Annotated in this window: 24 protein-coding genes; 10 read left to right on the top strand and 14 right to left on the bottom strand. The window is 63.2% G+C overall.

Annotated features, from left to right (window positions below):
* The 4 genes from iolC to BXA07_RS28335 form a co-directional block, all read right to left on the bottom strand.
* Positions 1-1832, bottom strand: a 1832-nt coding sequence (iolC, locus tag BXA07_RS28350; RefSeq protein WP_076573037.1) for a bifunctional 5-dehydro-2-deoxygluconokinase/5-dehydro-2-deoxyphosphogluconate aldolase, incomplete at its 3' end; no start/stop codon positions are given.
* An 8-nt stretch (positions 1833-1840) separates the two neighbouring features.
* Positions 1841-2626, bottom strand: a complete 786-nt coding sequence (locus tag BXA07_RS28345) for an ATP-binding cassette domain-containing protein (RefSeq protein WP_076573036.1) — start codon at positions 2624-2626, stop codon at positions 1841-1843.
* Between the two features lie 3 nt (positions 2627-2629).
* Entirely contained in the window at positions 2630-3751 is a 1122-nt protein-coding gene (locus BXA07_RS28340) for an ABC transporter permease (RefSeq protein ID WP_076573041.1), read from the bottom strand.
* 320 nt (positions 3752-4071) lie between these two features.
* Positions 4072-5076 carry a sugar ABC transporter substrate-binding protein gene (locus BXA07_RS28335; protein ID WP_092802645.1) on the bottom strand — a complete coding sequence of 335 codons (1005 nt, stop codon included), beginning with the start codon at positions 5074-5076 and terminating at the stop codon, positions 4072-4074.
* A gap of 299 nt (positions 5077-5375) precedes the next feature.
* Here BXA07_RS28335 and BXA07_RS28330 point away from each other — a divergent pair, with 299 nt between their 5' ends.
* The 3 genes from BXA07_RS28330 to BXA07_RS28320 are packed head-to-tail and all read left to right on the top strand — an operon-like array spanning position 5376 to position 8272.
* Positions 5376-6242 (top strand): MurR/RpiR family transcriptional regulator, encoded by an 867-nt coding sequence (locus BXA07_RS28330; protein ID WP_076573034.1) that lies wholly within the window; start codon positions 5376-5378, stop codon positions 6240-6242.
* A complete protein-coding gene (iolG, locus tag BXA07_RS28325) occupies positions 6235-7221 on the top strand; it encodes an inositol 2-dehydrogenase (RefSeq protein ID WP_083708598.1) in 987 nt (328 codons plus the stop codon). The genes BXA07_RS28330 and iolG overlap by 8 nt, the downstream gene beginning before the upstream one ends.
* A gap of 28 nt (positions 7222-7249) precedes the next feature.
* Complete coding sequence (locus BXA07_RS28320; protein WP_076573032.1) at positions 7250-8272, top strand: Gfo/Idh/MocA family oxidoreductase; 1023 nt, start codon at positions 7250-7252, stop codon at positions 8270-8272.
* A 15-nt stretch (positions 8273-8287) separates the two neighbouring features.
* Here BXA07_RS28320 and BXA07_RS28315 read toward each other — a convergent pair whose 3' ends face one another.
* Complete coding sequence (locus BXA07_RS28315; RefSeq protein WP_076573031.1) at positions 8288-8626, bottom strand: helix-turn-helix domain-containing transcriptional regulator; 339 nt, start codon at positions 8624-8626, stop codon at positions 8288-8290.
* The gene (locus tag BXA07_RS28310) at positions 8583-8945 is read right to left on the bottom strand and encodes a type II toxin-antitoxin system RelE/ParE family toxin (protein WP_076573040.1); all 363 of its coding nucleotides are present in this window, start codon (positions 8943-8945) and stop codon (positions 8583-8585) included. The genes BXA07_RS28315 and BXA07_RS28310 overlap by 44 nt, the downstream gene beginning before the upstream one ends.
* 239 nt (positions 8946-9184) lie before the next feature.
* Here BXA07_RS28310 and BXA07_RS28305 point away from each other — a divergent pair, with 239 nt between their 5' ends.
* On the top strand, positions 9185-10402 hold the full coding sequence (locus BXA07_RS28305; protein ID WP_076573030.1) for a hypothetical protein: 1218 nt from the start codon (positions 9185-9187) through the stop codon (positions 10400-10402).
* A gap of 16 nt (positions 10403-10418) precedes the next feature.
* Here the strand turns inward: BXA07_RS28305 and BXA07_RS28300 are convergent, their stop codons facing one another.
* From BXA07_RS28300 to BXA07_RS28290, 3 genes are read right to left on the bottom strand one after another with little or no spacing between them, the layout of a single operon-like run.
* Complete coding sequence (locus BXA07_RS28300) at positions 10419-11882, bottom strand: ATP-binding protein (protein ID WP_076573029.1); 1464 nt, start codon at positions 11880-11882, stop codon at positions 10419-10421.
* Complete coding sequence (locus BXA07_RS28295; RefSeq protein ID WP_070290746.1) at positions 11875-12588, bottom strand: response regulator; 714 nt, start codon at positions 12586-12588, stop codon at positions 11875-11877. The genes BXA07_RS28300 and BXA07_RS28295 overlap by 8 nt, the downstream gene beginning before the upstream one ends.
* On the bottom strand, positions 12563-13891 hold the full coding sequence (locus BXA07_RS28290; protein ID WP_244556439.1) for an ABC transporter substrate-binding protein: 1329 nt from the start codon (positions 13889-13891) through the stop codon (positions 12563-12565). Before BXA07_RS28290 ends, BXA07_RS28295 begins: the two co-directional genes overlap by 26 nt.
* A gap of 355 nt (positions 13892-14246) precedes the next feature.
* Between BXA07_RS28290 and BXA07_RS28285 the strand changes: the two genes are divergently transcribed.
* The 6 genes from BXA07_RS28285 to BXA07_RS28260 all read left to right on the top strand — a co-directional run bounded on the left by BXA07_RS28285 (position 14247) and on the right by BXA07_RS28260 (position 20976).
* Complete coding sequence (locus BXA07_RS28285; RefSeq protein WP_076573028.1) at positions 14247-15509, top strand: ABC transporter substrate-binding protein; 1263 nt, start codon at positions 14247-14249, stop codon at positions 15507-15509.
* A gap of 111 nt (positions 15510-15620) precedes the next feature.
* Entirely contained in the window at positions 15621-16535 is a 915-nt protein-coding gene (locus tag BXA07_RS28280; RefSeq protein WP_070218123.1) for a carbohydrate ABC transporter permease, read from the top strand.
* Between the two features lie 8 nt (positions 16536-16543).
* Entirely contained in the window at positions 16544-17383 is an 840-nt protein-coding gene (locus BXA07_RS28275; RefSeq protein ID WP_076573027.1) for a carbohydrate ABC transporter permease, read from the top strand.
* A 10-nt stretch (positions 17384-17393) separates the two neighbouring features.
* On the top strand, positions 17394-18527 hold the full coding sequence (gene ugpC / locus BXA07_RS28270; protein WP_076573026.1) for an ABC transporter ATP-binding protein: 1134 nt from the start codon (positions 17394-17396) through the stop codon (positions 18525-18527).
* 92 nt (positions 18528-18619) lie between these two features.
* Positions 18620-19855, top strand: a complete 1236-nt coding sequence (locus BXA07_RS28265) for a maltoporin (RefSeq protein ID WP_076573025.1) — start codon at positions 18620-18622, stop codon at positions 19853-19855.
* 98 nt (positions 19856-19953) lie between these two features.
* Positions 19954-20976, top strand: a complete 1023-nt coding sequence (locus tag BXA07_RS28260) for a ParB/Srx family N-terminal domain-containing protein (protein ID WP_083708597.1) — start codon at positions 19954-19956, stop codon at positions 20974-20976.
* A 71-nt stretch (positions 20977-21047) separates the two neighbouring features.
* Here BXA07_RS28260 and ugpC (BXA07_RS28255) read toward each other — a convergent pair whose 3' ends face one another.
* From ugpC (BXA07_RS28255) to BXA07_RS28235, 5 genes are all read right to left on the bottom strand, one after another.
* Complete coding sequence (ugpC, locus tag BXA07_RS28255; RefSeq protein WP_070303050.1) at positions 21048-22157, bottom strand: ABC transporter ATP-binding protein; 1110 nt, start codon at positions 22155-22157, stop codon at positions 21048-21050.
* A gap of 9 nt (positions 22158-22166) precedes the next feature.
* Positions 22167-23042, bottom strand: coding sequence for a carbohydrate ABC transporter permease (locus BXA07_RS28250; RefSeq protein ID WP_076573024.1), 876 nt, complete (start codon positions 23040-23042; stop codon positions 22167-22169).
* On the bottom strand, positions 23039-23923 hold the full coding sequence (locus BXA07_RS28245) for a carbohydrate ABC transporter permease (protein WP_076573023.1): 885 nt from the start codon (positions 23921-23923) through the stop codon (positions 23039-23041). Before BXA07_RS28245 ends, BXA07_RS28250 begins: the two co-directional genes overlap by 4 nt.
* 116 nt (positions 23924-24039) lie before the next feature.
* On the bottom strand, positions 24040-25293 hold the full coding sequence (locus BXA07_RS28240) for an ABC transporter substrate-binding protein (RefSeq protein ID WP_076573022.1): 1254 nt from the start codon (positions 25291-25293) through the stop codon (positions 24040-24042).
* Between the two features lie 357 nt (positions 25294-25650).
* Positions 25651-25982, bottom strand: a 332-nt coding sequence (locus BXA07_RS28235) for a carbohydrate porin (RefSeq protein ID WP_139335831.1), incomplete at its 5' end; no start/stop codon positions are given.

Raw genomic sequence — 25982 nt, 5'->3', positions numbered from 1 at the left:
CGGCGGCTCGGTTCCTGGAAGATGGTGCGCCCCACCATGAAACCCTTGCAGGTGGTGCTGGCACTGGCTTGTTCAAAACTGTCGGCCAGCGCGGCAATCGGCGCGTTCAAGCCCAGCAGCACGACGCCACGGCAATACGGATCGCGCTCATGCACGAGGGCATCGATGGCTTGCCATTGCTGGGCGGACATGCTTTCAAGCTTCCACCATTCCGGGTAGATGCCGAGGTTGTACAGGCGCTTGACGGCGCGCAAGACGGTATCGTCACCGTGCGGCAAGGCATCCGACGGTATGACTTCGAGCAATAGTTCGTGACCGCTCACTTGCGCCGCGTCATACAGGGCCTTGATCTGCGCTTCCTGTTCCAGCCGGTTTTCCACGGCGTCGTCCGGGTGCAGCTGCACCAGGCACTTGATCACGTGTTCCTTCGGCCAGCTGAGCAGGTGCGAGCCGATGGAGCGGCCCCAGTCGAACTGCAACGGGTTCGATCCCGGCAATTCCACGGGCCGGCCTATCCACCAGCCCCGCCCCGTCGCATCGTTGAGCGCGTCGACGCCATAGCGGCCATCGATCAGCACGCCCGTCTTGCCGGCCAGCTGCAAGGCCGTTTCCGTCTGCGCCACGGCTTGCACCATCAATTGCTTCAAGGCGCAGATACGCGATTCGGGTGCGCCAGCCTGTTGCGCCAGCTCAAAGAATTGCGTACGGTGGTCGAACGCGAACACGCACAGCTCATTCCACTCCTTGCGCGCCACCGTCGTGCGGTGCAGGCGCGACAAGGTGGCATCCTGGTCCGGCTGTGTCAGCTTGGCCGCATTGGCGAGGAAATAGTCGAGCTCGACGGGCGACGGCATGGCCGGCGCGCAGCCGTGGCGCGATACGACGAGGGCGCCGCAGCCGTTCGCGTAGCGGCAGCACGCCTCGTAATCCTCGCCGCGCAGCCAGCCTTTCAGGAAGCCGGAGAGAAAGGCGTCGCCCGCGCCGAGCACATTGAGCACTTCCACGCGCACGCCGCGGTAGTTATAGGCATCGTCGAGACTGGCCGGCACCACGCTGTCGATGACGGCGCTGCCCAGCGGCCCCCGCTTGACGACCAAGGTGGCCAGGGTGGCGGCCCGCACGGCGCGCAAGGACGCCATGATGTCGGCACCGCCGCCGGCGATCATGAATTCCTCTTCCGTGCCGACGATCAGGTCGAACTGCGGCAGGATCGCCTGCAAGTGCTTGGTGACGCCTTCGTTCGAGACGAAGCGCGTTTCGCCGTCCGCCTTGCCCGACAAGCCCCACAGCACGGGCCGGTAATCGATGTCGAGCACGGTTCGCACGTTGTTGGCGCGGGCCAGCTGCAATGCCTGCGTGCTGACGGCGTGCATGGCGGCGGTCGAGAAATGCGTGCCGGTGATTAACAAGGCCTTGCTTGAGGCAATGAAGGCCGCATCCACCGACGCGGCGTCGATGGCCATGTCGGCGCAATTTTCACGGTAAAAAATCAGCGGAAAGGTGTTCTTGTCCTTGATGCCCAGCATCACCAAAGCCGTGAGCCGCTCGCGGTCGATGCCGACGTGGCTGACGTCGCAGCCTTCCTTTGACAAGGTGTCCGTCAAGAAACGGCCCATGTGGTCGTCGCCCACTTTCGACAGCATGGCCGACTTCAAGCCCAGGCGGGCCGTGCCGAAGGCGATATTGGCGGAAGAGCCGCCCAGGTACTTGGCAAAGCTCGTCGCGTCTTCCAGCGAGCTGCCGATCTGCTGCGCGTACAGGTCCACGGCCAGGCGGCCCAGGCAGATCACGTCCAGCGCGCGGCCCTGGGCAAATTGTGTCGGGTTATTCATGGTTATCCTTAAATCGTGACACCGTCGAGTTCAGCCATCAGCGTTTGCATTTCCGCACCGCCCGCCATCATGTCGAGTACTTCATCCTTGGAAACTGTTTCCTTGGTGTAAGTACCCAGCGACTTGCCCCGGTTCAACAGGGTGAACGAATCGCCCACGGGATAGGCGTGATGCACATTGTGGGTGATAAAGATCACGGACAAGCCCCGTTCGCGCGCCTTGTAGATCAGTTTCAGCACATTGAACGACTGTTTCACGCCCAGCGCAGCCGTCGGTTCGTCGAGGATCAGCACGCGCGCGCCGAAGTGGATGGCGCGGGCAATGGCCAGGCATTGCCGCTCGCCGCCCGACATGGTGCCCACGGCCTGGTGCGGATCGCGCACCATGATGCCCATTTCGGCCAGCTTGTCGCGCGCCGTGGTGGCCGCATACTCCATATCCATCACCGGCAGCACGCCGAACATTTTCTTGATCGGCTCGCGGCCCATGAAGAAATTGCGCGCCACGGACAGCAGGGGCACCAGCGCCAGGTCCTGGTAGACGGTGGCCACGCCCAGGTCCAGCGCCTCTTTCGGCGAATTGAAGCTGACGGGCTTGCCATCGACCAGGTACTGGCCATCGGTGGGCCGGTGCACGCCGGCCAGGGTCTTGATCAGGGTCGACTTGCCGGCGCCGTTGTCGCCCAGCAGGCAATGCACTTCGCCCGGTTTCAAACGCAGGGTGACGTTTTGCAGGGCGATGACGGAGCCGAAGCGTTTGCTGATGTTTTCCAGCGCAAGGATGTATTCGCTCATGGCTTATCTCGCTTCCGTGACACGGGCACGGACAAAGTTGTTGAACAGTACCGCGATCAGCAGCATGACGCCGAGGAAGACGCGGAACCAGTCGGAATTGATATTCGTATAAGTAATGCCGATCTGCACCACGCCGAAGATCAGCGCGCCGAAGCAGGCACCGACGACGGAACCGTAGCCGCCCGTCAGCAGGGCGCCGCCGATGACGGCCGCGATGATGGCTTCGAACTCCTTTTGCATGCCGCGGTCGGCGGCGGCCGATCCCACGTCAAATACTTGCAATGTGGCAAACAAGCAGGCGCAGAAGGCGGTGAAGACGAACAGCGAGACCTTGATGGTTTTCACGGGTACGCCCACGTTCTTGGCCGCGTTGGCGTCGCCGCCGACGGCGAAGATCCAGTTGCCGATGCGGGTGCGGGCCAGGACAAAGCCGGACACGAGCGCCAGGCCCGCCCACCAGACGATGACCTTGGGGATGCCCTTGACCAGCGGCGCGCCATTGTCGAGCGCCGTGATCCAGCCCGCCTTGGCCATCCAGGCGAACAGCGAGGTGCCCACTTCGCCATGGAACAGGGTCGTGGCCAGCCAGTCGTCGGCGGCCAGCGCGCCGATGCCGCTGACGATGGTGCGGTTGGCAAACATGATGGACAGGGCCAGGGTCAGGCCGCGCAGGATGAACAAAAAAGCCAGTGTGACGATGAAGGAAGGCAAGCGCGTCTTGATGACGAGGTAGCCGTTGAGCCAGCCCAGCGCCATCGAACCGGCAAAGGCGAACAGGATGGCGGCCCACACGGGCCAGTGGAAGTAGACTGAAGGAATGGCGATCATCATGCCGGCAAAGCCGATCATGGAGCCAATCGACAGGTCGAATTCGCCGGCGATCATCAAGACGCAGGCGCCGATGGCGATGATGCCCAGGTAGGCGGCCACTTGCGCCCAGTTGATCACGCCGTCCAGGTTGAACATGCCGGAATCGCCGGCCGTCAGGATGAAGAAGGCGAACACCAGGATGGCGCCCGAGATCGAGGCGAATTCCGGACGGCTGAACAGCCGCTTGAGCCAGCTGACCTGCCCCACGCGCTCATCAAGGCCCTGCTTTTGCGGCGGCGTGCCCGAGGCGGCCATGCCGCCCTGCTCCACGCTGAATTTCACGGTACTCATGCTATGTCTCCCTTGATTTATAGCAACCTGCCAGCCTCGACAACAATTCCAGGGCGGCAGGACCCGCGCGCCGGCAAGCTAGGCCTGCGCGCGGGGACAACAACTAAGAACACCTATCAAAATCTACTGCGCGTTGCGATTTGCGGTCTCCGATGCTCACTGCCTCGGCGGCCCCGAGCATTCGCACAGTGCCGGTTCTCAACCACAACTCCCATCCGCTCGCTACGGTTTTGTTAGGCGTTGTAAGGTATTGATTGAATTGAATTGAATTGAAAAGCGGGTGCTTAACGGAACTGGCCGGCGTATTTCTCCACCTTGCCGATATTGTCCTTGGTGACATAACCAGGACCGGAACCGATATGGCGCGGGCCATACGATGGTGCCAGGCCGTATTCGGCCAGGCGCGCCTTGAACTTGGCGTTATTGATCAGCTTTTCGCGCACCTTGGCCAGGTCCGTGGTCTTGTCCTGCTTCATGATGGCCAGCACGGCAACGGGGATGTAGCCTTGCAGGTAGGGTTGCTGGTCGATGGCGAACTGGATGCTGCCATCCTTGATGCCTTTCGAGATTTCATCGGACAAATCGAACGTGGCGAACCACATCTTGCCCTTCAAGCCCATCTTTTCCAGCGCCTTGAGCGAAGCGTGGGCCGATGTCGGTCCCAGCGCCAGCACGGCCTGGGTTTTCGGGTTGTTGCGCAGGTAGGCGCTCAGCTTGCTTTCGATGGTGGTCGGATCTTCGCCCGCATCCAGGGTGGCGGCCTTGAAATCGACGCCGATGGCTTCGGCAAAGCCGCGGCAGCGCTCGAACGACGACGGATTCGTCGCGTAATGGTTGACGCAGACAAACGATTTGATGCCGGCCGCCTTGGCTTTTTCGCCGGCACCCTTGCCTGCCTCGTATTCAGGCTGGCCCACGTGCATCACGGCGCCCAGCTGCTCGCTTTGCGCCAGGGTGCCGGAATTGATCGTGACAAACGGAATCTTCTTGGCGGCCACGAGGCCCAGCGGTTTTTGCAGCACGCTGAAGTCGGCGATGCTGACGATCACGCCGTCGTAGTTGCGGGCCGCCGATTGCTCGACCAGGCGGGCCATGTCGGCCAGGTCGCCATTCGGCGGGTTGCGGTAGTCGACGGTGACGTTGAAGTCTTCGCCTGCTTGCTTGACGGAATTTTTGATCGTATTCCACCAGGAATCGGAATCGGGCGCATGGCTGATCAGCACGAATTTCTCGCCCGCCGCGTGGCTGGCGCTCATGCCCAGACCCAGTCCCAGGCCGAGTCCCAGCATGGCCAGGCTCTTCAGAAATCCCTTACGCTTATTGCTTTGCATGAATGTCTCCTTGAAGGATTGATTTTTTATAGTTGCCAGCTTTTGAAGCGTGTCAGCGGGGAACCGGACAACCGGCAAGACCCGATGCACTGCGCACAGCTTAGGCCACAAAAAAGACAAATGCAATAAAATTTTCAAAATAAATTTAAATAGAAATTCGTTTCTATTTTCAGGATTCCCTCCTATAATTCTCGCCAGAACCAGCCGCACGGAATTGATACGCCAGCGCGGCCCAGCAAGTACACCAAGGAAAAAACATGGCAGCCACCGCCCCCATCGAACAGCTGATGCAGCACATTGCCGCCGAGTACGACAACCTGTCGCGGCAGTTGAAAGTCATCGCCCAATACATCGAAAAGCATCGCGCCAGCCTGATGCTCGAACGCATCAGCGACATCGCTAGCGCCTGCGACGTGCAGCCGTCGGCCATCGTGCGTTTCGCGCAGCGCTTCGGCTATACGGGCTTTTCTGAAATGCAAGATGTATTCCGCCAGGCTTACACGGACCAGGCCGGCGCCACGCCCGACTACCAGCAGCGCATCCGCAAGCTCATTTCCACGCGCGACTCGGCCCTCAGCGCGGGCGACCTGACGCGTGAATTCGTCGGCGCCAGCCGCGCCGGCCTCGACGACTTGGCGGCCGGCCTCGACGACGCCCAGCTGGAAGCGGCCGTCAACCTGCTGCTGAAAGCTGAAAATATCTATGTGATCGGCGTGCGCCGGTCGTTCCCGATCGCCTCCTACATCGCCTACGCGCTGGAACACACGGACAAGCGCGTGCACCTGATCAGCGGACTGGGCGGCATGCACCGCGAACAGATGCGCAGCGTGCGCGAACGCGATGTGGCGATCGCCATCAGTTTCTCGCCTTACGGCAAGGAAACCCAGCAGTGCATCAAGGCGGCGCAGGACAAGGGCGCCAAGGTCCTGGTGATTACCGACAGCAAGCTGGCCCCGCTCGCGCGGGCGGCCGACGCGCTGCTCACCGTCACCGAGGGCAGTGCCTTCGCCTTCCGCTCGCTGACCAGCACCATCTGCCTGTGCCAGGCGCTGTTCATCGCGCTGGCATACAAATTAGAGCTCGACATCGAAGAAATCCACACCCCAGGAGAACATGATGATTGAAGTAGCGTTGTTCGGCGCCGGACGCATCGGCAAAATCCACGCGGCCAACCTGGCTGCCCAGCCCGGCGTGCAGTTCAAGTACGTGGTCGACGTCAACCAGGAAGCGGCCGCCGCCCTGGCCGGCTTGCATGGCGGCAGCAGCGCGACTGTCGAAGCGGCATTGGCCGACCCGGCCATCAAGGCCGTCGTCATCGCCTCCAGCACGGACACGCATGCGGACCTGATCCTGCGCTCGGCCGCCGCCGGCAAGGCCATCTTTTGCGAAAAACCCGTCGATCTGACGCTGGACCGGGCGCGCGCCTGCGCCGCTGCTGTCAAGGAAGCCAAGGTCTTGTGCATGCTGGGCTTCCAGCGCCGTTACGACCCGACATTCAATGCCGTCAAGACACGGATTGAGGCGGGCGAGATCGGCACGCCGGAATTGCTGGTCGTCACCAGCCGCGATCCGGGCCCGCCGCCCGTGAGCTACATCAAGGTGTCGGGCGGCATCTTCAAGGATATGCTGATCCACGATTTCGACATCTTCCGCTGGATACTCGACGACGAAGCCGTCAGCGTGCACGCCACGGGCAGCTGCCTTGTCGACGCGGCCATCGGCGAAGCGGGCGACCTCGATACGGCCGTCGTCACCATCCGCACGGCCAAGGGACGTTTGTGCCAGATCAATGCCTCGCGCCGCGCCGCCTACGGCTACGACCAGCGCTTCGAAGTGCTGGGCAGCGCCGGCATGCTGCAGGCGGGCAACCACAAGCCGACGGAAGTGACGGCCTATGGCGCCGTCAACGTCAGCGTGGACAAGCCGGAAGATTTCTTCTTGGAACGTTATCGCGTGGCCTACGCGCAGGAAATGGCGCACTTCTTTGACGCCCTCAGCCACGGCACGCCGCTGCGCACCACCGTCCACGATGGCTTGAAGGCCCTGGAACTGGCCGAGGCGGCCACCCTGTCGTGGCGCGAACAGCGCGTCGTCACTGTATAAACCAATAATAAAGCTATCTGGAGACACCATGTCATCCCCAACATTAAAAGTCGGCATCGTCGGCCTGGGCCGGCTGGGCCAGCGCCACGCCATCAACCTGGCGCAGCGCGTGCCGAATGCCGAAGTCGTCGCCGCCTGCAGCCCCGTGCCCGCCGAACTGGACTGGGCCGCCAGCCAGCTCGGCATCACCACCGGCTATGCCGACTACGATGCGCTGCTGGCCCACCCCGGCCTGGACGCCGTCTTCCTCGTCACGCCCACCTCGCTGCATGCGGACCAGATCATCGCCGCCTTGCGCGCCGGCAAGCACGTATTCTGCGAAAAACCGCTGTCGCTGGACCTGACCGATTGCCTGAAGGTGGAAGCGGAAGCGGCGCGCCACCCGCAACTGACCGTCATGATCGGCTTCGTGCGGCGTTTCGACGCCAGCTACCATGACGCGCAGCAAAAGATCGCCCAGGGCCTGATCGGCAAGCCGTATCTGGTGCGTTCGCAAACCTGCGACCAGAACGACCCCAGCGGCGCCTTCATGCGCTTTGCCCCCACCAGCGGCGGCATCTTCCTCGATTGCAGCGTGCACGATATCGACCTGGCGCGCTGGCTGCTGGGCAATCCCGTGCCCAAGCGCGTGTATGCGAGCGGCACCAACGCCATCCACACGGGCTTGCAGGCGTTCGGCGACGTCGACAACGGCCTGGCGACGGTCGAGTTCAGCGATGGCAGCATGGCCAGCTTCATGGCGTCGCGCACCATGGCGCATGGCCATGAAACCCTGACGGAAGTGTTCGGCACGGGGGGGCGCCTGGCCGTGGGCAGCAATCCACGCCTGAACCGCGTGGAAATCTCGGATGCGCATGGCGTGCGCAACGAATGCACGCCGGATTTCTATGCCCGCTTCGCCGACGCCTTTTTGATCGAGGCGCAGGAATTCACGGATGCGGCGCTGGGCCGGCGGACCCTGTCGCTGACCTTGCACGACGCGACGGAAGCGACGCGCATCGGCCTGGCCATGACGCAAGCGATGCGCGAGGCGCGGCCCGTCGAGTTTTAAGCGAACGCCGTGGGCTCAGGCAGCCGGCGTGGAAAACGGCTGCCTGGGTTCCACGGCCAGCCGCAAGCCCATGGCATCGAGGATGGCCGTCAAGGTGGCGAGCGAGGGATTGCCCTCGGGCGACAGGGTGCGGTACAGCTGGGTAGGATTGAGCTTGGCCGCCTGCGCCACGGCGGGCACGCCGCCAAAGGCGCGCGTCAGCTGGCGCAGCACGGCCAGCAGTTCGCCATGGTCGCCATCGACGAGGATGTTGTTGATCAGTTCAAGGGCCAGAGCGGGATCGTCGCGGTACAGTTCGGCCATCGCTTCATCATGCGAGCGGTCTCTCGGTGGTTTGCTTGGTTCCTCTTTCATGTCCTCTCTCCTTCCAGTCATGCCAGCAGGCACAGGCGTATTCGATATCTTTCGATTGGGTATGCTTGTCGCCTCCGCACAGCAATAAAATGATCTGCTCCCCGGCAATGGCGTAATAGATACGGTAACAAGGCCCCACGTCGATGCGCAATTCCCACACACCATCGTGGCAGAACTTGTGGTCGCCAAAATTGCCGGGAATCATACGCAACACGCGCCGGGCTATGGCCACCCTGGCCGTAGTATCGCGCTGGCGTTTCAGCCATTCCGTATATAAATCCCTGCCCGATGACGTCAGGTAGTGCCGGATCTCGACCATCACATTCGTCCATAAACGAAGAAAGATCAAGGAGAAAATCACGTGCTTGCATAAAAAAAGAAGACCACGTCATCTTGCGGCCAAACCGCGTGACGCAGGTGCGGAATGCCGGGATCACTGATGTATATCAAGATGCGTTTCCCCAGTTACTGTAGAGAAATGATGTGGCGCGTACACGCCTCACGCGCATGCCATTGCGCTATACAATAAGCGCTGCCCAACCGCGAGACCCTGCCGCCATGACGAATAACGATAGCAACTCCCCTACCCTTGCCGACGCGGCCGAACGCTACGTCAAGCTGGTTCTGGCCATGGGCCAGCACGATGCGTCGTACGTGGACGCCTATTACGGCCCGCCCGCATGGCAACAGGAAGCGGTAGAACAGCAACTGAGTTTGAGCGACATCAAGGCCGCGACTGACAAGGCGCTGGCCCTGCTGGCCGACGAACCTTGCCTGCGCGCCCACAACCTGCGCAAGCAATTGCACGCCGTGCTGGCCAAGGCGGACATGCTGCAAGGCGCACGCCTCGATTTCGATACGGAAAGCGCGCGCCTGTACGACGCCGTCTCGCCCCATCACAGCCGTGCGTACTACGAAGCACTGGTGGCGCAGATCGACGCGCTGCTGCCCGGTCCCGGCACGGTCAGCGCGCGTGTCAACGCCTTGCGCGCGCAACTCGTCATTCCCGCCGACAAGCTGCGCGCCGTCATGGACGCGGCCATCCGCATGGGCCGCGAGCGCACCTTGCAGTACATCGCCCTGCCCGACGGCGAAGATTTCGTGCTGGAATTCGTCACCGACAAACCCTGGAGCGGCTACAACTGGTACAAGGGCAACTACCAGAGCGTGATCCAGATCAATACGGACTTGCCCGTGTATATTGATCGCGCCGTCGACCTCGGCTGCCACGAAGCGTATCCGGGCCACCACGTCTATAACGTGCTGCTGGAACGCGACCTGGTGCGCGGCAAGGGCTGGATGGAATACTGCATCTATCCCCTGTACTCGCCGCAATCCTTGATCGCCGAAGGCACGGCCAATTACGGCATCGACCTGAGTTTCACGGAGGCGGAACGGCTGGACTTCGAACAGCAAGTGCTGTATCCGCTGGCCGGCCTGGACCCGGCGCTGGCGCCCCGCTATGCGCAACTCAATGCGCTGCTGGCAAAACTCGGCTACGCCGACAACGACATCGCGCGCCAGTACCTCGAAGGCGGCATCACGCGCGAAGAAGCGCTGGAATGGCTGGTCAACGTGCGCCTGTATCCGGCCGAGAAATCCGCGCAGCGCCTGCAGTTCTACGATGCCATGGGCGCCTACGTCATCAATTACAACCTGGGCCAGGACATGGCGAAAGCCTATGTCGAGCGCCAGGGCGCGACGCGTGCCGCGCATTGGGCCGCCTTCCGCGACCTGATGTCCTCGCCGCGCGTGCCCAGCGCGCTGCTGGCCTGACGCTGCCGCCGGCGCCTTACTGCGCCGGCAGGCGGATGGTCGCTTCCAGGCCGCCCTCGCGGTGGTTGGCCAGGCTCAGTTCGCCACCGTGGGCCTGCACGATGCTGCGCGCAATACCGAGCCCCAGCCCCATGCCATGCGCATTCTGCTCGCGGCCATGTTCCAGGCGCACATAGGGCTGGAACAGGCTGGCGAACGCCTCTTCGGCCACGCCGGGGCCGTCGTCGCGGATGCGGATGACGATGTGCCCGCCTTCCCGGCGCGCGGACAGGTGGGCCGTCTTGCCGTAAAACAAGGCATTGTCGAGCAAGTTGCCGATGGCGCGCTTGAGCGCCAGCGGCTTGGCCGTCACGCTCAGGCCCGTCTCCACGTAATGCACTTCGTGGCCGGCCAGCTGGGCGCCGCGCACCATGCGCTGCAGCAAGGCGTCAAGTCGCACCTCGGTGGCGTTTTCATGGATGTCGCTGTCTTTCACGCATTGCAGCGCCCCCTTGACCATCATGTCCAGCTCGTCGAGGTCGTCGTGGAATTCATTGCGCTGCACATCGTCGTCGAGCAGTTCCGTGCGCAATTTCAAACGCGTGATGGGCGTGCGCAAGTCGTGCGAAATCGACACGAACAGGCGTTCGCGGTCTTCCAGGTAACGCTGGATGCGCTCGCGCATGGCGCCAAAGGCGCGCGCCGTCTGCACGAACTCGCGGCTGCCCGTCTGCGGCAGGGGCGGCGGCGTCTCGCCGCGGCCAAAGGCCTCGGCCGCGTCCGACAGGGCCGCCAGCGGCCGCGTGGTCCAGCGCACGACAAGGATGGACAGCAGCAGCACGGCCGCCAGCGACAGCGCCTGCAGCAGTACCCGGTCCAGGGTCCACGGGTTGCTGCTTTGCAAAAAATACGGATTCGGCATCAGCGCCGCCAGGTACAGCCAATTGCCCGGCTCCAGCTCGGCCTGGATCACCAGCACGGGGGCCGGATTCGGTTTCAGCAGCAAGATATGCTGGACCCAGTTTTCCGGCAAGTCGCCGATGCGCGCGCCGCTGTCGGCCACCACCAGATCGGCCGGCCAGGCGAAGCCCACGCGGTAACCGGCCAGCTGCGGCAAGTCGCTCTTCAGCGCCGCGCCCACGGTCGCCACCACCGTGTCGGCCAGCGCGTGCGGTGCGATTTCGCGGATGGCCAGCGGGCCCTGGTTGACGTTGACAAAGAAGCGCGTGCCGCCCATCTCGCGGAATTGCTGGATCAGGATGGGCCGGTAATTGGCCGGCAGGCTGAGAAAGAAGCGGATGGTGCTGCTGGCGCTGCGCGCCAGGTGCTGCGACGCCATGCGCGCTTCCACGGCCGAGTCGCGGCGCAGCTGCGCGGCCCAGATCAGGTTGCCCACCAGTTGCGTGGCCAGCACGCCCGCCACCATCACGACGGACAGGCGGCCCAGCAGCGATGGCGGCAGCAGGCGCTCGAGCAGGCGGCGCGCGCCCCGCTCAGGCATGCGCACTGCTCACGTCGGCCGAAAACACATAACCGGCGCCGCGCACCGTCTTGATCAGCACGGGTTGCTTGCCATCATCCTTCAGGCGCAGCCGCAGCCGGCTCACCTGCACGTCGAGCGAGCGGTCGAGCGGCCCCGCATCGCGCCCCCGCGTCTGTTCGCACAGCACGCTGCGGTCGAGGATATCGCCTGGATGCTCGACAAAATAGCGCAGCAGCTGGAAATCGAGGCCCGTCAGTTGCAGCGCCTCGCCATCGGCATCCGTCACCGTGCGTTCCAGCGTGTCTAGGGTGAAACCCACGAAGCGGTAGTAGCGGGGCGGCGCCGCCGCGTCGATGCCCGTGCGGCGGTGGATGGCCTTGATGCGCGCCAGCAATTCACGCGGACTGTAGGGCTTGGCGATGTAATCGTCGGCGCCCAGCTCCAGGCCCACCACCCGGTCCGTCTCGTCGGAGCTGGCCGTCAGCATGATGATGGGCACGTTCGAGCGGGCGCGCACCACCTTGCACAGGGCAAAGCCGTCCGTGTCGGGCAGCATCACGTCGAGGATCACCAGCGACAGGCTGTCGACGTGGCGGTGGAATTCGGCCAGGAAGGTGGCGCCATCATGCGCCAGGCTGACCTCATATTGATTCTTTTCCAAATATGCCTTCAACAGCATGCGGGTCTTTTGATCGTCGTCAACGACCAGGATTTTGCGTGACATGGTCTCGTCCTTTTTTATTCAGCGCCTGCAACATGCTGGCGATGCGGCGCTGGGCGTCGGCCGCGCTGATCGTCTCGTCCAGGAAATAGCGGTGCACCTCGGCGATGATGGCGTCCTTGCTGGTTTCATCGGTGGCCATGCGGTGCACGAGGCTGGGCGCCTGGAACGCGGCGCCGCGCGCGAACGCCTGCGCCGAAGCGCGTCCACAGCTGTCCAGGCGCGACAGGTCGGCCTGGCGCAAGGCGGGAATCGAGCCCTTTACCTGGCTGTACTCGAGCTGCACGGACGGCGAAGCGACCACCTGCGCCAGCTTTTCCTGCGCGCCCTGGTGCGTGTAGTCGGAAGCGAACATGGCCAGCGTATCGATGCTGTACAGGTGATATTCGCCCGTGTCGGGCGCGGCGGTGCAGCCGAAGACCTCGTCCGTGGCGCGGCCCCAGGCGTTCAGCTCGCCCTTCGCCCAGTCGCCCATGATGTACATGGCCGCCTCGCCATCACCGACCTGGCGCGCCATCTCGGGCCAGCTCTGTTCGCGCAGTGGCGCCGCCATCCATTGCTTGAGCGACCTCAAGCGCTGCAAGGCATGCCGCAGGCGGGGGTCCGCATATGCCTCGGCTTTCTTGTCGACAAACAGGGCGCGGTAGTAGGCAGGCCCCGATTCGGCCAGCACCAGCGTCTCGAACAGGGTGGACACTTGCCACGCCTCGCTGCTTTGCGCCAGCGGCGTGATGCCGGCCTGGCGCAGCCTGGCGGCCACACGCTCGAAGTCGCTCCAGCTGCGCGGCACGGCCAGGCCCAGGCGCTGGAAAATCTTACGGTTGTAAAACAGCGTATTGATGCGGTGGATGCCGGCCGGCACGCCCATCGTATGGCCGCGGTTCTGCAGCAGGCCCCACACGGTCGGATACATGGTCGCGCGCCAGTTGTTGCTGGCGGCAACGCTGTCGAGCTGCAGCAGCAGGCCCAGGTCGCTCCACTCGCCCAGGGTGTAGCCGATCAGCTGCATGACTTCCGGCGAATTGCCGGCCAGCACGCGGCTCTTCAGCACCTTGCCCGCGCCGACGCCGGCGCCGCCCGCGATACCCGCGTCGCGCCACTCGACGCCTTCCTGCGCCAGGCGCGCCACCAGCACGTCGGCCGCGCGGCGCTCGCCGGTCGAGGTCCACCAGTGCAGCACTTGCAGCGGCTCGGCCCGCACGGGCACGCCGGTCCACATCAGTGATAGCAGTGCCAGTGCCGCCACGCCGCGACGGCGGGCGGCCCCGGCATGGCGGTCGGCGGTGCTGCGCGGTGGCGTCTTCAATGCTGTCCCCTTGTTCTTGTCGCGACAAACTATAGCCCAACTACAAAACAGCAGGTTGGTAATTTAGTCACCTGATTTGTAAAGAAACGTGAGCTTTTGTTGCGCCATCTTGCACGGCGTCCAGGCGGCCCCACCCGCCCGACGCCCCGCACGGCGCGCCACGGCAGCGGCCAATGGTAAGGAAAGGTAAGCAAGCGTACCTGCACATTTCAATATTATCCTTTGAAATCAACAAGATAAGAAACGATCGCCAGCGCAATGCCGGCTGCTGGCGTCACATTTCCCCCGATGCTACTGTCCGCCAACTGCAGCGTATCAGGCAGCCAAACAAGACCAACACCAACAAGGAGACATCATGCGATTGCATGCACAAGGCGGCGTGGCCGCGCGCAACACATTGCTGGCCCTGCTGCTGGCCAGCGGCACGGCGCAAGCGGGCACGCTCACCATCGAAAGCTGGCGCGTGGACGACAAGACCCTGTGGGAAACGGTGCTCATCCCCGCCTTCCAGAAAAAGCATCCTGGCATCGAGATCAAGTTCTCGCCCACCGCCCCCACCGAATACGATTCCACGCTGAACGCGCGCCTGAGCGGCGGCACGGCCGGCGACTTGCTCGCTTGCCGCCCGTTCGACGTCTCGCTGGCCCTGTACAAGCGGGGCCAGCTGGAAAAGCTCGACGGCAAGGCCGGCATGGAGAATTTTCCCGCCTCGGCCAAGGTGGCGTGGCAGACGGACGATGGCAAGGACACCTTCTGCATGCCGATCGCCTCCGTCATGCATGGTTTCCTGTACAACAAGAAAATCTTCCGCGAACTGAAACTGCAGCCGCCCGCCACGGAAGAGGAATTCTTCAAGGTGCTGGAAACGGTCAAGAAGAGCGGCAAGTATGCGCCGCTGGCGCTGGGCACGGCCGACCAGTGGGAAGCGAACCAGGTGGTGTTTACCAGCATCGGCGCCAATTACTGGAAGGGCGAGGATGGCCGCAAGGCGCTGATCGCGGGCAAGGCCAAGTTTACCGATCCGCAATTCGTTGCCGCCTGGGAATATGAAGCCCGGCTGGGCAGCTATCTGTCCAAGGGCGCCAGCGCGCAAACCTATGGCGACAGCCAGAACCAGTTCGCGCTGGGCAAGGCCGCCATCTATCCGTCCGGCTCCTGGGACATCGCCTACTTCAAGCAGGACCCGGAGCTGGAACTGGGCGCCTTCAACCCGCCCGTGCGCAAGGCCGGCGACAAGTGCTATATCTCGGACCACACGGACATCGGCATGAGCGTCAACAAGAAGTCGAAGAACAAGGAAGACGCCTACAAATTCCTCGCCTGGCTCGGTTCGCAGGAATTCGCCGACATCTACACCAACAAGGTGACGGGCTTCTTCTCGCTGTCGAACCATTTGATTTCCATCAAGGATCCGTTGGCGAAGCAGATGAACGGCTGGCGCGCCAGTTGCGCCTCGACCATCCGCCTGAACGCGCAAATCCTCAACCGGGGCGAACCGAGCATGGAAAACGAGCTGTGGAACGTCAACGCCCAGGTCCTGAACGGCAAGCTGGCGCCGAAAGACGCGGCGCGCCAGATCCAGGCCGGCTTTGCCAAGTGGTACAAGCCGCAACAGTAATCCCCCCATCCTCCCCCCGCAACCGGCCTGAGCAATGCGATGCAGCGGCCCGGTGGCGCGGTTTTGCCGGCGGCCCCGCCGCCGGTGTTTTTATTCGTCTGGAGTTTCGCCGTGAAGAAAGCTTTCCCGTGGCACGTGGCCGTGTTCCTGGCGCCGGCGCTGATCATCTACTCGCTGTTCAGCGCCCTGCCCCTGGCCGATACCCTGCGCCTGGGCCTGTACACGACCGATGAGGGCGGCCGCCATCATTTTGCCGGTCTGGCCAATTACGCCACCATCCTGTTCGACCCGCAATGGTCGCAAAGTTTCTGGAATGCAATGTGGAACAACTGCAAGTTTTTCCTCATCCACATGCTGCTGCAAAATCCCATCGGCCTGCTGCTGGCCACCCTCTTCAGCCTCAAGGGGCTGAAGGGCGAGCGCAGCTACCGCACCCTGATCTTCCTGCCCACATTATTGTCCGTGGTGATCATCGGCTTCATCTGGCAGCTGATCCTGTCGCCGCTGTGGGGCGTGGGCCAGTCGCTGATGGACGGCGTGGGCATCGGCAGCTATTTCGCTCCATGGCTGGGCCAGGAATCGACGGCCCTGCTGACCATCGCGCTCATTTCTGTTTGGCAATACATCGGCATTCCCATGATGCTGATCTATGCGGCCCTGCTGGCCGTGCCCGAGGAAATCATCGAGGCGGCCCACGCGGAAGGCGCCAGCGCCATGCGCATCTTCTGGCAAATCAAGCTGCCGCTGATCTGGCCCACCCTGGGACTGGTGACCATCCTGACGTTTGTCGCCAACTTCAATGCCTTCGACCTCGTGTACTCCGTGAAAGGCGCGCTGGCGGGGCCGAACTACGCCACCGACATCCTCGGCACCTTCTTCTACCGCACCTTCTTCGGTTACCAGGCCCAGCTGGGCAGCCCCACCATGGGCGCGGCCGTGGCCACCATGATGTTCCTCGTCATCCTCGTGGGCGTGGGCGTGTATTTCTTTTTCGTGCAGCGCAAGCTGACACGCTACGAACTGTAAGGGCCGCCATGCGCAACGTTTCCACCCGCCCCCTGGGCCGCGCCGCCGTGCACGTGATCCTGGCCGGCTACACCCTGATCGCGCTGTTCCCCATCGTCTTGATCCTGATCAACTCAGTCAAGACGCGGGCCGCCATCTTCGACAATCCGCTGGCCCTGCCCACGCCCGCCACCTTTTCCCTCGTGGGCTTTCACAAGGTGCTGGCCAATGCGGACTTCCTGCTGTATTTCGGCAACAGCCTGTTCGTCACCCTGCTGTCGCTGCTGCTGATCGTGCTGTTCGGCGCCATGGCGGCCTGGGCACTGTCCGAATATACGTTCACGGGCAACCGCCTGCTGACCCTGTACCTGGCGCTGGGCATCATGATTCCCATCCGCCTGGGCACCGTGTCCATCCTGGAACTGGTGGTGCGGCTCGACCTGATCAACACCCTGACGGCGCTGGTGCTCGTGTACACGGCGCAGGGCTTGCCGCTGGCCGTGATGATCCTGTCCGAATTCGTGCGCCAGGTGCCGCGCGAACTGAAGGATGCGGCGCGCTGCGACGGCGTGGGCGAATTCGCCATCTTCTTCCAGGTGATCCTGCCCCTGATCCGCCCCGCCATCGCCACGGTGGCCGTGTTTACCATGATTCCCGCCTGGAACGACTTGTGGTTCCCGCTGATCCTGGCGCCGTCGGACCGCACCAAGACCGTCACCCTGGGCGTACAGCAATTCATCGGGCAATACGTGACCGACTGGAACTCCGTGCTGGCGGCGCTGTCGCTGGCCGTCATTCCCGTGCTCGTCATGTACGTCATTTTCTCTCGTCAACTGATCCGCGGCCTGACATCCGGCGCGGTCAAATAATAGGTGCACCATGGCCCATGTAAGCCTGCAACAGCTGAGCAAATCCTACGACGGCCGCACGAACGTGCTGGCCGGCATCGACCTCGACATCCGCGACGGCGAATTCGTCGTGCTGGTGGGCCCTTCCGGCTGCGGCAAATCGACCTTGCTGCGCATGCTGTGCGGCCTGGAAGGCATTTCGCACGGCACGCTGTCCATCGGCGGCAAGGTCGTCAACGACCTGCCGCCCGCCGAACGGGGCATCGCCATGGTCTTCCAAAGCTATGCGCTGTATCCGCACATGAGCGTGTTCCGCAACATGGCCTTCGGCCTGAAGATCGCCGGCTCCGGCAAGGATGACATCGCCCGGCGCGTGCGCCACGCGGCCGCCATCCTGAAGATCGACCATCTGCTGGAACGCCTGCCGCGCGAACTGTCGGGCGGCCAGCGCCAGAGGGTGGCCATCGGCCGCGCCATCGTGCGCGAACCGCAGCTGTTCCTGTTCGACGAGCCGCTGTCGAACCTCGACGCGGCCCTGCGCGTGCAGACGCGGCTGGAAATCGCCAAGCTGCACCGCCAGCTGAACGCCACCATCGTTTATGTGACGCACGACCAGGTCGAGGCGATGACCCTGGGCGACAAGATCGTCGTCATGCATGGCGGCCATATCCAGCAGGCGGGCACGCCGCTGGAGCTGTACCAGCAGCCGGCGAACCGCTTCGTGGCCGGCTTCATCGGCGCGCCCATGATGAATTTCTTCGAGGGCACAGTCCTTGCCGCCGAGGAAGATGGCGTGCGCGTGGCTCTGGCCAGCGGCCAGGAAATCACGGCCCTCGTCGATCCGGCGGGCCTGCGGGCGGGCGACGCCGTCACGGCGGGCCTGCGCGCTGAACACATCCTGGAAAACAGCGACGGCGGCGCCCGCTTCCAGGGCGTCGTCAGCCTGGTGGAGCACCTGGGCGAAGCCAATTTCATCTACCTGAGCCTGGACAACGGCCAGGAACTGGTGATACGCGGCGACGGCAACAACCGCGTGCCGCTGGGCCAGCCGTTCACGGTCTCGGCCGCCAGCAGCGCCTTCCACCTGTTCGACGCGCAGGGCGTGGCGCGCACGCGGCGCCAGCCCGGCAACCTGATTTCCTCGAAACAGAATCTGGCCGCCTGAGCCCTCCCGCCCAGGCAGCCGCCCCGACTGGATCGGCAGCGATCCCGTACGACGTGCCCAAGCACGCATCTTAATAACGACAAGGAGATTCCATGCAACACCCGATCAAGACCTCGCTGGCCCTCGCCTGCACCATGCTGCTGGCCTGCGGCGCCGCCCACGCCAGCGATGCCGAAGGCGAATACCACGGCTACTTCCGCGCCGGCCTCGGCTCGAGCACGGAAAGCCGCGGCCCGCAAAGCTGCTTCGGCCTGGGCGGCAACACCATGCGCTACCGGCTCGGCAACGAATGCGACACCTATGGCGAATTCGAATACCAGAAGGAAATGGCCAAGTCCGCCAACGGCGTCAGCTTCGTCGGCCATATCATGGTGGCAGCCTACACGCCCAGCTCCGCCGTCAGCGATTCGGACCTGAGCATGTCGAAGATGTACGTGGAAGCGAAAAACATACCCACGCTCAACGGCGGCACGGCCTGGATCGGCAAGCGCTACTACATGCGTCCCGACATCCACATGCTGGACTTGCAATATATCAATATGAACGGCACGGGCGGCGGCATCGACCAGTACAAGCTGGGACCGGGCCGCATCAGCTACGGCTTCTTCAAGGATAACGACAAGCCCGGCAACTCGGCCATCCGGCAAAACCTCGTCTACCAGGGCATCCCCGTCAACCAGGATGGCACGCTGGAAGTGCTGACCACCCTCATCACGCCCGACAAGAAGGACAGCACCTCGCACGGCGGCTGGCAGGCCACCGTGCTGCACAAGCAGGATAAAGTGTGGGGCGGCGCCAACACCTTCGGCATCCAGTACGGCGTGGGGCCAGGCACGGGCGCCGGCGGCCAGTGCTGCGACCGCATGGGCACCACGGGTTCGATCCGCAACGGCAGCGACGTCACGCGCCTGCGCATCTTCAATTCGCTGTGGATACAGCCGACGCCCGAGTGGAGCGCGGAAATGGTGGCCATCGTGCAGCGCGACAAGTCCAACGTCTCGGGCGGCAGCTCGACCTGGACCACCGTGGGCGTGCGCCCCGTGTATGCCGTCAACGACAACTTCAAGCTGCAGTTCGAACTGGGCACGGACCGCGTGACCTCGCCCACGGGCGGCGCCGCGCAGCGCCTGACCAAGCTGACCTTCGCGCCCACCCTGACGGCGGGCAAGGGTTACTGGTCGCGCCCGGAGCTGCGCGCCTTCGTCACCTACGGCAAATGGAACGACGCCGCCACGGCCGCCGTCAACAAGGCCAATGAATCGGGGCCCGTGTACGGCAATGCCACCAGCGGCACCTCGTTCGGCCTGCAGGTGGAGACGTGGTTTTAGAAGCTGTCTTGATCTGGCGCAGTGCATGCGCCTGTCGGACTGCGCGAAATCGCGTGCCGCGCTATGCTGCACGCCATACCGCTCACTTCGGAGGTCGCATGCACGCCGCACTTCCCCGGGCCGCCGCCGCGCTGGCCCTGTCTTTCGCCAGCATGGCATGGGCCCGCGATGCCGCCGTCGCGCCCGCCCTCAGCGCGCGCCAGCAGGCGCTGATGTCCACCGTGGTGGGCAGCGCCGCCCATCCGCGCATCCTGCAGGTGCGCCTCGATGAACTGCATCCGACCCAGCCCGCCATCGGCTACGACCAGGTGTATTACAAGCTGGGACGCTATGCGGCCGAAGAAAAGCGCATCGCCGACATCGCCAAGCCCAGGAAATTCGCCGACCTGTGCGAAGCCAATGGCCAGGGCGACGTCTTGCCCAATACGGCCAACGTGGCCGGCGCCACCCTGGCCGCGCCCCCGGCCGGCTACCGCTGCAAGGCGGCCGTGGGCAGCCGCCCGGACGACATGAAGACCGTCGTCATCGGCCCGCGCGGCATCGTGTACCTGACCGATGGCCACCATACGTTTTCCAGCTTCTGGGAAGCCGATGGCGGGCGCAATCATCAATTGCAGGTCTGGGTCAAGGTCAGCGACAATTTCAGCGCGCTGGACGAAGCGGCCTTCTGGACACGCATGCGCGCGCAAAACAAGGTGTGGCTGAAGAACGGCCGCAACCAGGCCATCACGCCGCAGCAGCTGCCGCCCGCCATCGGCCTCGCATCGCTGGGCGACGACCCATACCGCTCGCTCGTCTACTTTACGCGCGAGATCGGCTACGAGCCGCCGGAGCACGCCACGGAATTTCTCGAATTCTACTGGGCCGACTGGCTGCGCGGCATGCCGGCGCTGGACCTGGCGCGTGTCGACCTGCGCGACCCTGTCGCGTATGCCAATGCGATCCTGCTGGCCGCGCAGGCGATGGTGGCGCTGCGGCCCGGCGACAGCGTCAGCGGCGGCAAGAGCGCGCGCGAGCTGGGCGCCCTGCGGGAAGTCAACCGGAATGAATTCGATGAGCTGATCGACGACAAGGGCAAGCTGCGCCACGCCATCGCCTATAAAAAATCGCTGCCGCATTAAGCGCGGCGGCGTCAACGAGAACGGCCCGCCTGTCAGGTGAAAGGCGGGCCGTTTTCTGTTGCAGGTGCCGCTTAGGCGATCCGTTCGCCGTTGGCCGGATCGAACAGGGCCGCTTTCGACAGGTTGAACGACAACTGCATGGTCTGCCCCGGCAGCACCGCTTCGCGCGGGTGCGTGCGGCAGGTCACGGCGGCACCGTTCAGGCGCGTCGTCAGCAAGGTATCGGGACCGGTCGGCTCGACGAGGTCGATCAAACAGCCCAGTTCCTGGCCCACGTCGCCGTGTGCGCTGCTCATGTCCGTGATCTGCTCCGGGCGCACGCCCAGGATCACGTCGCGGCCCGCATAGCTGCGCAGCTTGTCGGCGGCGAACGGCAGCGCCAGGCGCAGGCTCTTGCCCGCGTTCTCGATGGCGACAAACACCTCGTTGCCCTCGATGACAGGCTTGACGGTGATGAAGTTCATCGACGGCGAGCCGATGAAGCCGGCCACGAACAGGTTGGCCGGGTTGTCGTAGATTTCCTGCGGCGTGCCCAGTTGCTGCACCACCCCATCCTTCATGACGGCGATCAAATCGCCCATCGTCATCGCCTCGATCTGGTCATGCGTGACGTAGACGATGGTGGCCTTCAGGCGCTGGTGCAGCAGCTTGATCTCGGCGCGCATTTCCACGCGCAGCTTGGCGTCCAGGTTCGACAGCGGTTCGTCGAACAGGAACAGCGAGGGCTTGCGCGAAATGGCGCGGCCCATGGCCACGCGCTGGCGCTGGCCGCCCGACAGCTGCGCCGGGCGGCGGTCCAGCAAGTGCGTGATCTGCAGCGTTTCGGCCACGCGGGCGACGATTTCCTCCTGCTCCGCCTTCGGCACCTTTTTCACGTTCAGGCCAAACGCGATGTTTTCGCGCACCGTCATCGACGGGTACAGCGCGTAGGACTGGAACACCATGGCGATGTCGCGGTCCTTCGGCGGCAGGTCGTTGACCACCTTGCCGTCGATGAGGATTTCGCCGGAGGTGACGCTTTCCAGGCCGGCCACCATGTTGAGCAGGGTCGACTTGCCGGAGCCGGAGCCGCCGACGAGGATCAGGAACTGGCCATCCTTGATTTCGATGTCGATGCCCTTGAGGACTTCGACGCCATTCGTGTACACCTTGCGGATGCTGCGTATCGATAAACTGGACATATTCTTTCCTTAACCTTTGACTGCGCCTGCGGTCAGACCGCGCACAAAATAACGGCCTGCGACCAGATAGACCAGCAGGGTCGGCAGCGCGGCAATCACCGCGGCGGCCATGTTGACGTTGTATTCCTTCACGCCCGTGGACGTGTTGACCAGGTTGTTCAAGCCCACCGTGATCGGCTGCGAATCGCCGCTGGCAAACACAATCCCGAACAGGAAGTCGTTCCAGATCTGCGTGAACTGCCAGATGATGCAGACGACGAAAATCGGACCCGAAATCGGCAGCACGATCTTGCGGAAGATCAAGAAGAAGCCGGCACCGTCGATGCGCGCCGCCTTGATCAATTCTTCCGGCACGCCGATGTAATAGTTGCGGAAGAACAAGGTCGTGAAGGCCGTGCCATACACCACGTGCACGAAAACCAGGCCGGTAGTCGTATTGGCCAGGCCGAATTCACCCAGCAGACGCGCCATCGGCAGGATCACCACCTGGAACGGAATGAAGCAGCCCACCAGCAAGGCGGCGAACAGGATTTCCGAACCGCGGAAGCGCCAGTGCGCGAACACATAGCCGTTGAAGGCGCCCAGGAAGGTCGAGATCAGCACGGCGGGAATCACCATCTTGATCGAGTTCCAGAAGAACGGCTGCATGCCGTCGCAGGTGACGCCCGTGCAGGCCGACGACCAGGCCTTGGCCCAGGAATCGAACTGCCACACGTGCGGCAGTGCCAGCAGGTTGCCGCTGCGGATCTCGTCGAGCGACTTGAACGACGTCGACAGGGTCACGTACAGGGGCACGATGTAGTACACCGCGAACAGGATCAGCAGCAGGTACAGCACCACCCGTCCCAGGGTGAGTTTATTGTTACTTGTAGGAGTGTGTGTCATCTCATCGCCTTTGCGCTGCGCGTTTCCAGGTACATCAGCGGCACGAGCACGGCCACGATGGTGGCCAGCATCATCATTGCCGATGCCGAGCCCAGGCCCAGCTGGCCGCGGGTGAAGGAAAACTGGTACATGAAGATGGCCGGCACGGACGACGAGTTGCCAGGTCCGCCAGCCGTCAGTGCGATGACCAGGTCGAAGCTCTTGATGGCGATGTGCGCGAGGATCAGCAGCACGCTGAAGAACACGGGCCGCATGGCGGGAATCACGATGCGCCAGTAGATCGTCGGCAGCGATGCGCCGTCGACTTGCGCCGCCTTGATGATTTCATCGTCAATGCCGCGCAGGCCGGCCAGGAACAGGGCCATGACGAAGCCCGACGACTGCCAGACGCCGGCGATCACCACCGTGTAGATGGCCATGTCGGAGTTCACCAGCCAGTCGAAGGTAAACGAGGTCCAGCCCCAGTCGTGCATGACCTTTTCCAGGCCCAGGCTGGGATTGAGCATCCATTTCCAGGCCGTGCCGGTGACGATGAAGGACAATGCCATCGGATACAGGTAAATGGCGCGCAGCGCGCCTTCGGCGCGGATTTTCTGGTCCAGCAGGATGGCCAGGAACAGGCCGATGGCGATGCTGCAAGCGATGAACAGGACACCGAAGATGCCGAGGTTCTTGAGCGAGGTCCACCAGCGCTCATTGTCGAACAGCTCGACGTATTGCACCAGGCCGGCGAACTCGTAGTTCGGCATCAGCCGCGATTCGGTCAGCGACAGCCAACCGGTCAAAAAGATAAAACCATAGACGAATACCAGGCTGGCGATGAGCGTCGGGCCCAGCACCATCTGCGGTATCCATCGGTCGAATTGCTTGCGTATGGACATAGGACAGCCGTAGAAGTAAAAACTGCGTGTGGCGCCGGCCCGCTCGAAAGCCAGGGCGGACGCCTGCGATGCATGCGATGCAGCGGGCGCCGGCGGGAGTGCCGGCGCCGTCGTGATTACTTCACTTTTGCCGCTTTGGCCAGGGCGGCAACCGCGTCTTTCGAGCTCATGTTGGTATTCATGAACTTGGCGATAACGTCGGTCACGGCGCCTTGCGTGGCCGATGGCAGCGCCATGCCGTGCGCAAACGATGGCACCAGGCCGCCCGTCTTGTTGGTGGCGTCCATGTCTTCCATCGATTTCAGGGCGCAAGCGTCAAACTTGTCCTTCGATACGCCGGAACGCACGGGGATGGAACCTTTGTTCAAGTTAAAGATCGACTGGAACTTCGGATTCATGATGGCGTTGGCCAGGGCGATCTGCCCCTTCTTCGCATTCGCATCCTTTTGCGTGAACATGGCAAACGAATCGATGTTGAAGGTGTAGGCCTTGTCCGTGCCAGGCGCGGCCACGCACAGGTAGTCCTTGCCCGGCACCTTGCCGGCGGCCGTGAACTCGCCCTTGGCCCAGTCACCCATGAACTGGAAGCCGGCCTTGTTGTTGATGACCATGGCGGTGGCCAGGTTCCAGTCGCGGCCTGCCGCATCCTTGTCGATGTAGGTCTTCACCTTGCCCAGGGTGTCGAACACCTTGATCATGGTCGGGCCGGTCAATTCCTTCTGGTCCAGCTTGAGGATGGCCTTCTTGTAGAATTCCGTGCCGCCCACGCCCAGCGCGACGGATTCAAACACGGTGGCGTCCTGCCATGGCTGGCCGCCGTGGGCGATGGCGATGCCGCCCGACTTCTTGATCTTCTCGGCCGCGTCGAAGAACGCATCCCAGGTGGTCGGGGTGGTGGCCACGCCGGCTTTTTTCAGCACTTCAGGGTTGACCCACATCCAGTTGACGCGGTGGACGTTGACGGGGGCGGCAACGTAGTGGCCCTTGTATTTCATGATGTCGGCGACGACTTTCGGCAGCACGGCATCCCATTTGCCTGGAATGGCGGCATCATCGATATTGGCCAGCACGCCTTCTGCGCCCCACTCCTGGATCGATGGGCCCTTGATCTGGGCAGCCGTCGGCGGATTGCCGGAAATGACGCGGGTCTTCAGCGCGGTCGCGGCGTTTTCGCCAGCGCCGCCAGCCACGGCGAAGTCTTTCCAGCCGAAGCCGCTTTCCTTCACGATTTGCTGCAACTGGCCGACGGACTTCGCTTCGCCGCCGGAGGTCCAGTAGTGCAACACTTCCACGTCGGTCGCAAACGCGCTGCCGGCAAACGCCAGGGTGGTCAATGCGGCCAGTTGGGTAATCTTGAATTTCAGTTTCATCTCCACATTCCTTTTTTGATCAAGCTTTTAGGGGGCTTCGGCATACGGGGGCCGAAAAAAGTGAAATATGCGCCTGTCCCGGCGCTCTTGTGCTCAGACCCGCTTGCAAACGGGCATCATCTTGGTGTAAAGACGGCGCCGTGATCCATGACATGACTACATTGCATTTATATCACGGGACGGCGCCAAAAACGCATCCGCGAAGGATGCGCCAGGTTGATCTGCACTTACCAACGTCAACACTGAAAAAAACCGTCGCGAGCGACAGTGATTTGTGGCCGAGAAGCGCAGCCGTGCTAGAGCACGGTGAGCATCGCAGGCCGCAAAGCGCGCCGCGCAGCAGGTTTTGTTCGGTGTTTAGAACCAGGTTTCGACTTGGAAGCCGTACGACGTGCCGCTCGTATTGTTGTTGTAGATCGGGCCGCCGTTGTTGGCCGCATTGACCGAGGCGGTAGCCGCATCGTTCCATTTGCCGTAGGTCACGAAAGCACGCAGCTCGGGACGCGACCACAGGCCAGGGCCGGCCGAGATCGTCGGGGCAATGGTCAGCTTGGTCAGGCGCTTGGCCGGCAGGCCGCCCGCTTGCGTCACGCGGTCCGTGCCCAGTTCGCCCACCAGCTTGAAGTTGTTGGTGAACGCGTACACGGGACGCACGCCGACCGAGGTCCAGGTCGAGGAACCGTTGGCGT

The sequence above is a fragment of the Janthinobacterium sp. TND4EL3 genome (genome assembly GCF_900156175.1).
Classification (GTDB): Bacteria; Pseudomonadota; Gammaproteobacteria; order Burkholderiales; family Burkholderiaceae_D; genus Janthinobacterium.
This window is presented reverse-complemented; position numbering and strand designations above follow the sequence as displayed.

Coding starts and splice junctions, on each gene's coding strand:
- BXA07_RS28320 (WP_076573032.1), top strand. CDS start 7,250: ATGTCATCCCCAACATTAAAAGTCGGCATCGTCGGCCTGGGCCGGCTG.
- BXA07_RS28345 (WP_076573036.1), bottom strand. CDS start 2,626: ATGAGCGAATACATCCTTGCGCTGGAAAACATCAGCAAACGCTTCGGC.
- iolG (WP_083708598.1), top strand. CDS start 6,235: ATGATTGAAGTAGCGTTGTTCGGCGCCGGACGCATCGGCAAAATCCAC.
- BXA07_RS28285 (WP_076573028.1), top strand. CDS start 14,247: ATGCGATTGCATGCACAAGGCGGCGTGGCCGCGCGCAACACATTGCTG.
- BXA07_RS28260 (WP_083708597.1), top strand. CDS start 19,954: ATGCACGCCGCACTTCCCCGGGCCGCCGCCGCGCTGGCCCTGTCTTTC.
- BXA07_RS28245 (WP_076573023.1), bottom strand. CDS start 23,923: ATGTCCATACGCAAGCAATTCGACCGATGGATACCGCAGATGGTGCTG.
- ugpC (WP_070303050.1), bottom strand. CDS start 22,157: ATGTCCAGTTTATCGATACGCAGCATCCGCAAGGTGTACACGAATGGC.
- BXA07_RS28315 (WP_076573031.1), bottom strand. CDS start 8,626: ATGAAAGAGGAACCAAGCAAACCACCGAGAGACCGCTCGCATGATGAA.
- BXA07_RS28330 (WP_076573034.1), top strand. CDS start 5,376: ATGGCAGCCACCGCCCCCATCGAACAGCTGATGCAGCACATTGCCGCC.
- BXA07_RS28335 (WP_092802645.1), bottom strand. CDS start 5,076: ATGCTGGGACTCGGCCTGGGACTGGGTCTGGGCATGAGCGCCAGCCAC.
- BXA07_RS28295 (WP_070290746.1), bottom strand. CDS start 12,588: ATGTCACGCAAAATCCTGGTCGTTGACGACGATCAAAAGACCCGCATG.
- BXA07_RS28305 (WP_076573030.1), top strand. CDS start 9,185: ATGACGAATAACGATAGCAACTCCCCTACCCTTGCCGACGCGGCCGAA.
- BXA07_RS28240 (WP_076573022.1), bottom strand. CDS start 25,293: ATGAAACTGAAATTCAAGATTACCCAACTGGCCGCATTGACCACCCTG.
- BXA07_RS28300 (WP_076573029.1), bottom strand. CDS start 11,882: ATGCCTGAGCGGGGCGCGCGCCGCCTGCTCGAGCGCCTGCTGCCGCCA.
- ugpC (WP_076573026.1), top strand. CDS start 17,394: ATGGCCCATGTAAGCCTGCAACAGCTGAGCAAATCCTACGACGGCCGC.
- BXA07_RS28340 (WP_076573041.1), bottom strand. CDS start 3,751: ATGGCCGCCTCGGGCACGCCGCCGCAAAAGCAGGGCCTTGATGAGCGC.
- BXA07_RS28265 (WP_076573025.1), top strand. CDS start 18,620: ATGCAACACCCGATCAAGACCTCGCTGGCCCTCGCCTGCACCATGCTG.
- BXA07_RS28310 (WP_076573040.1), bottom strand. CDS start 8,945: ATGGTCGAGATCCGGCACTACCTGACGTCATCGGGCAGGGATTTATAT.
- BXA07_RS28250 (WP_076573024.1), bottom strand. CDS start 23,042: ATGACACACACTCCTACAAGTAACAATAAACTCACCCTGGGACGGGTG.
- BXA07_RS28275 (WP_076573027.1), top strand. CDS start 16,544: ATGCGCAACGTTTCCACCCGCCCCCTGGGCCGCGCCGCCGTGCACGTG.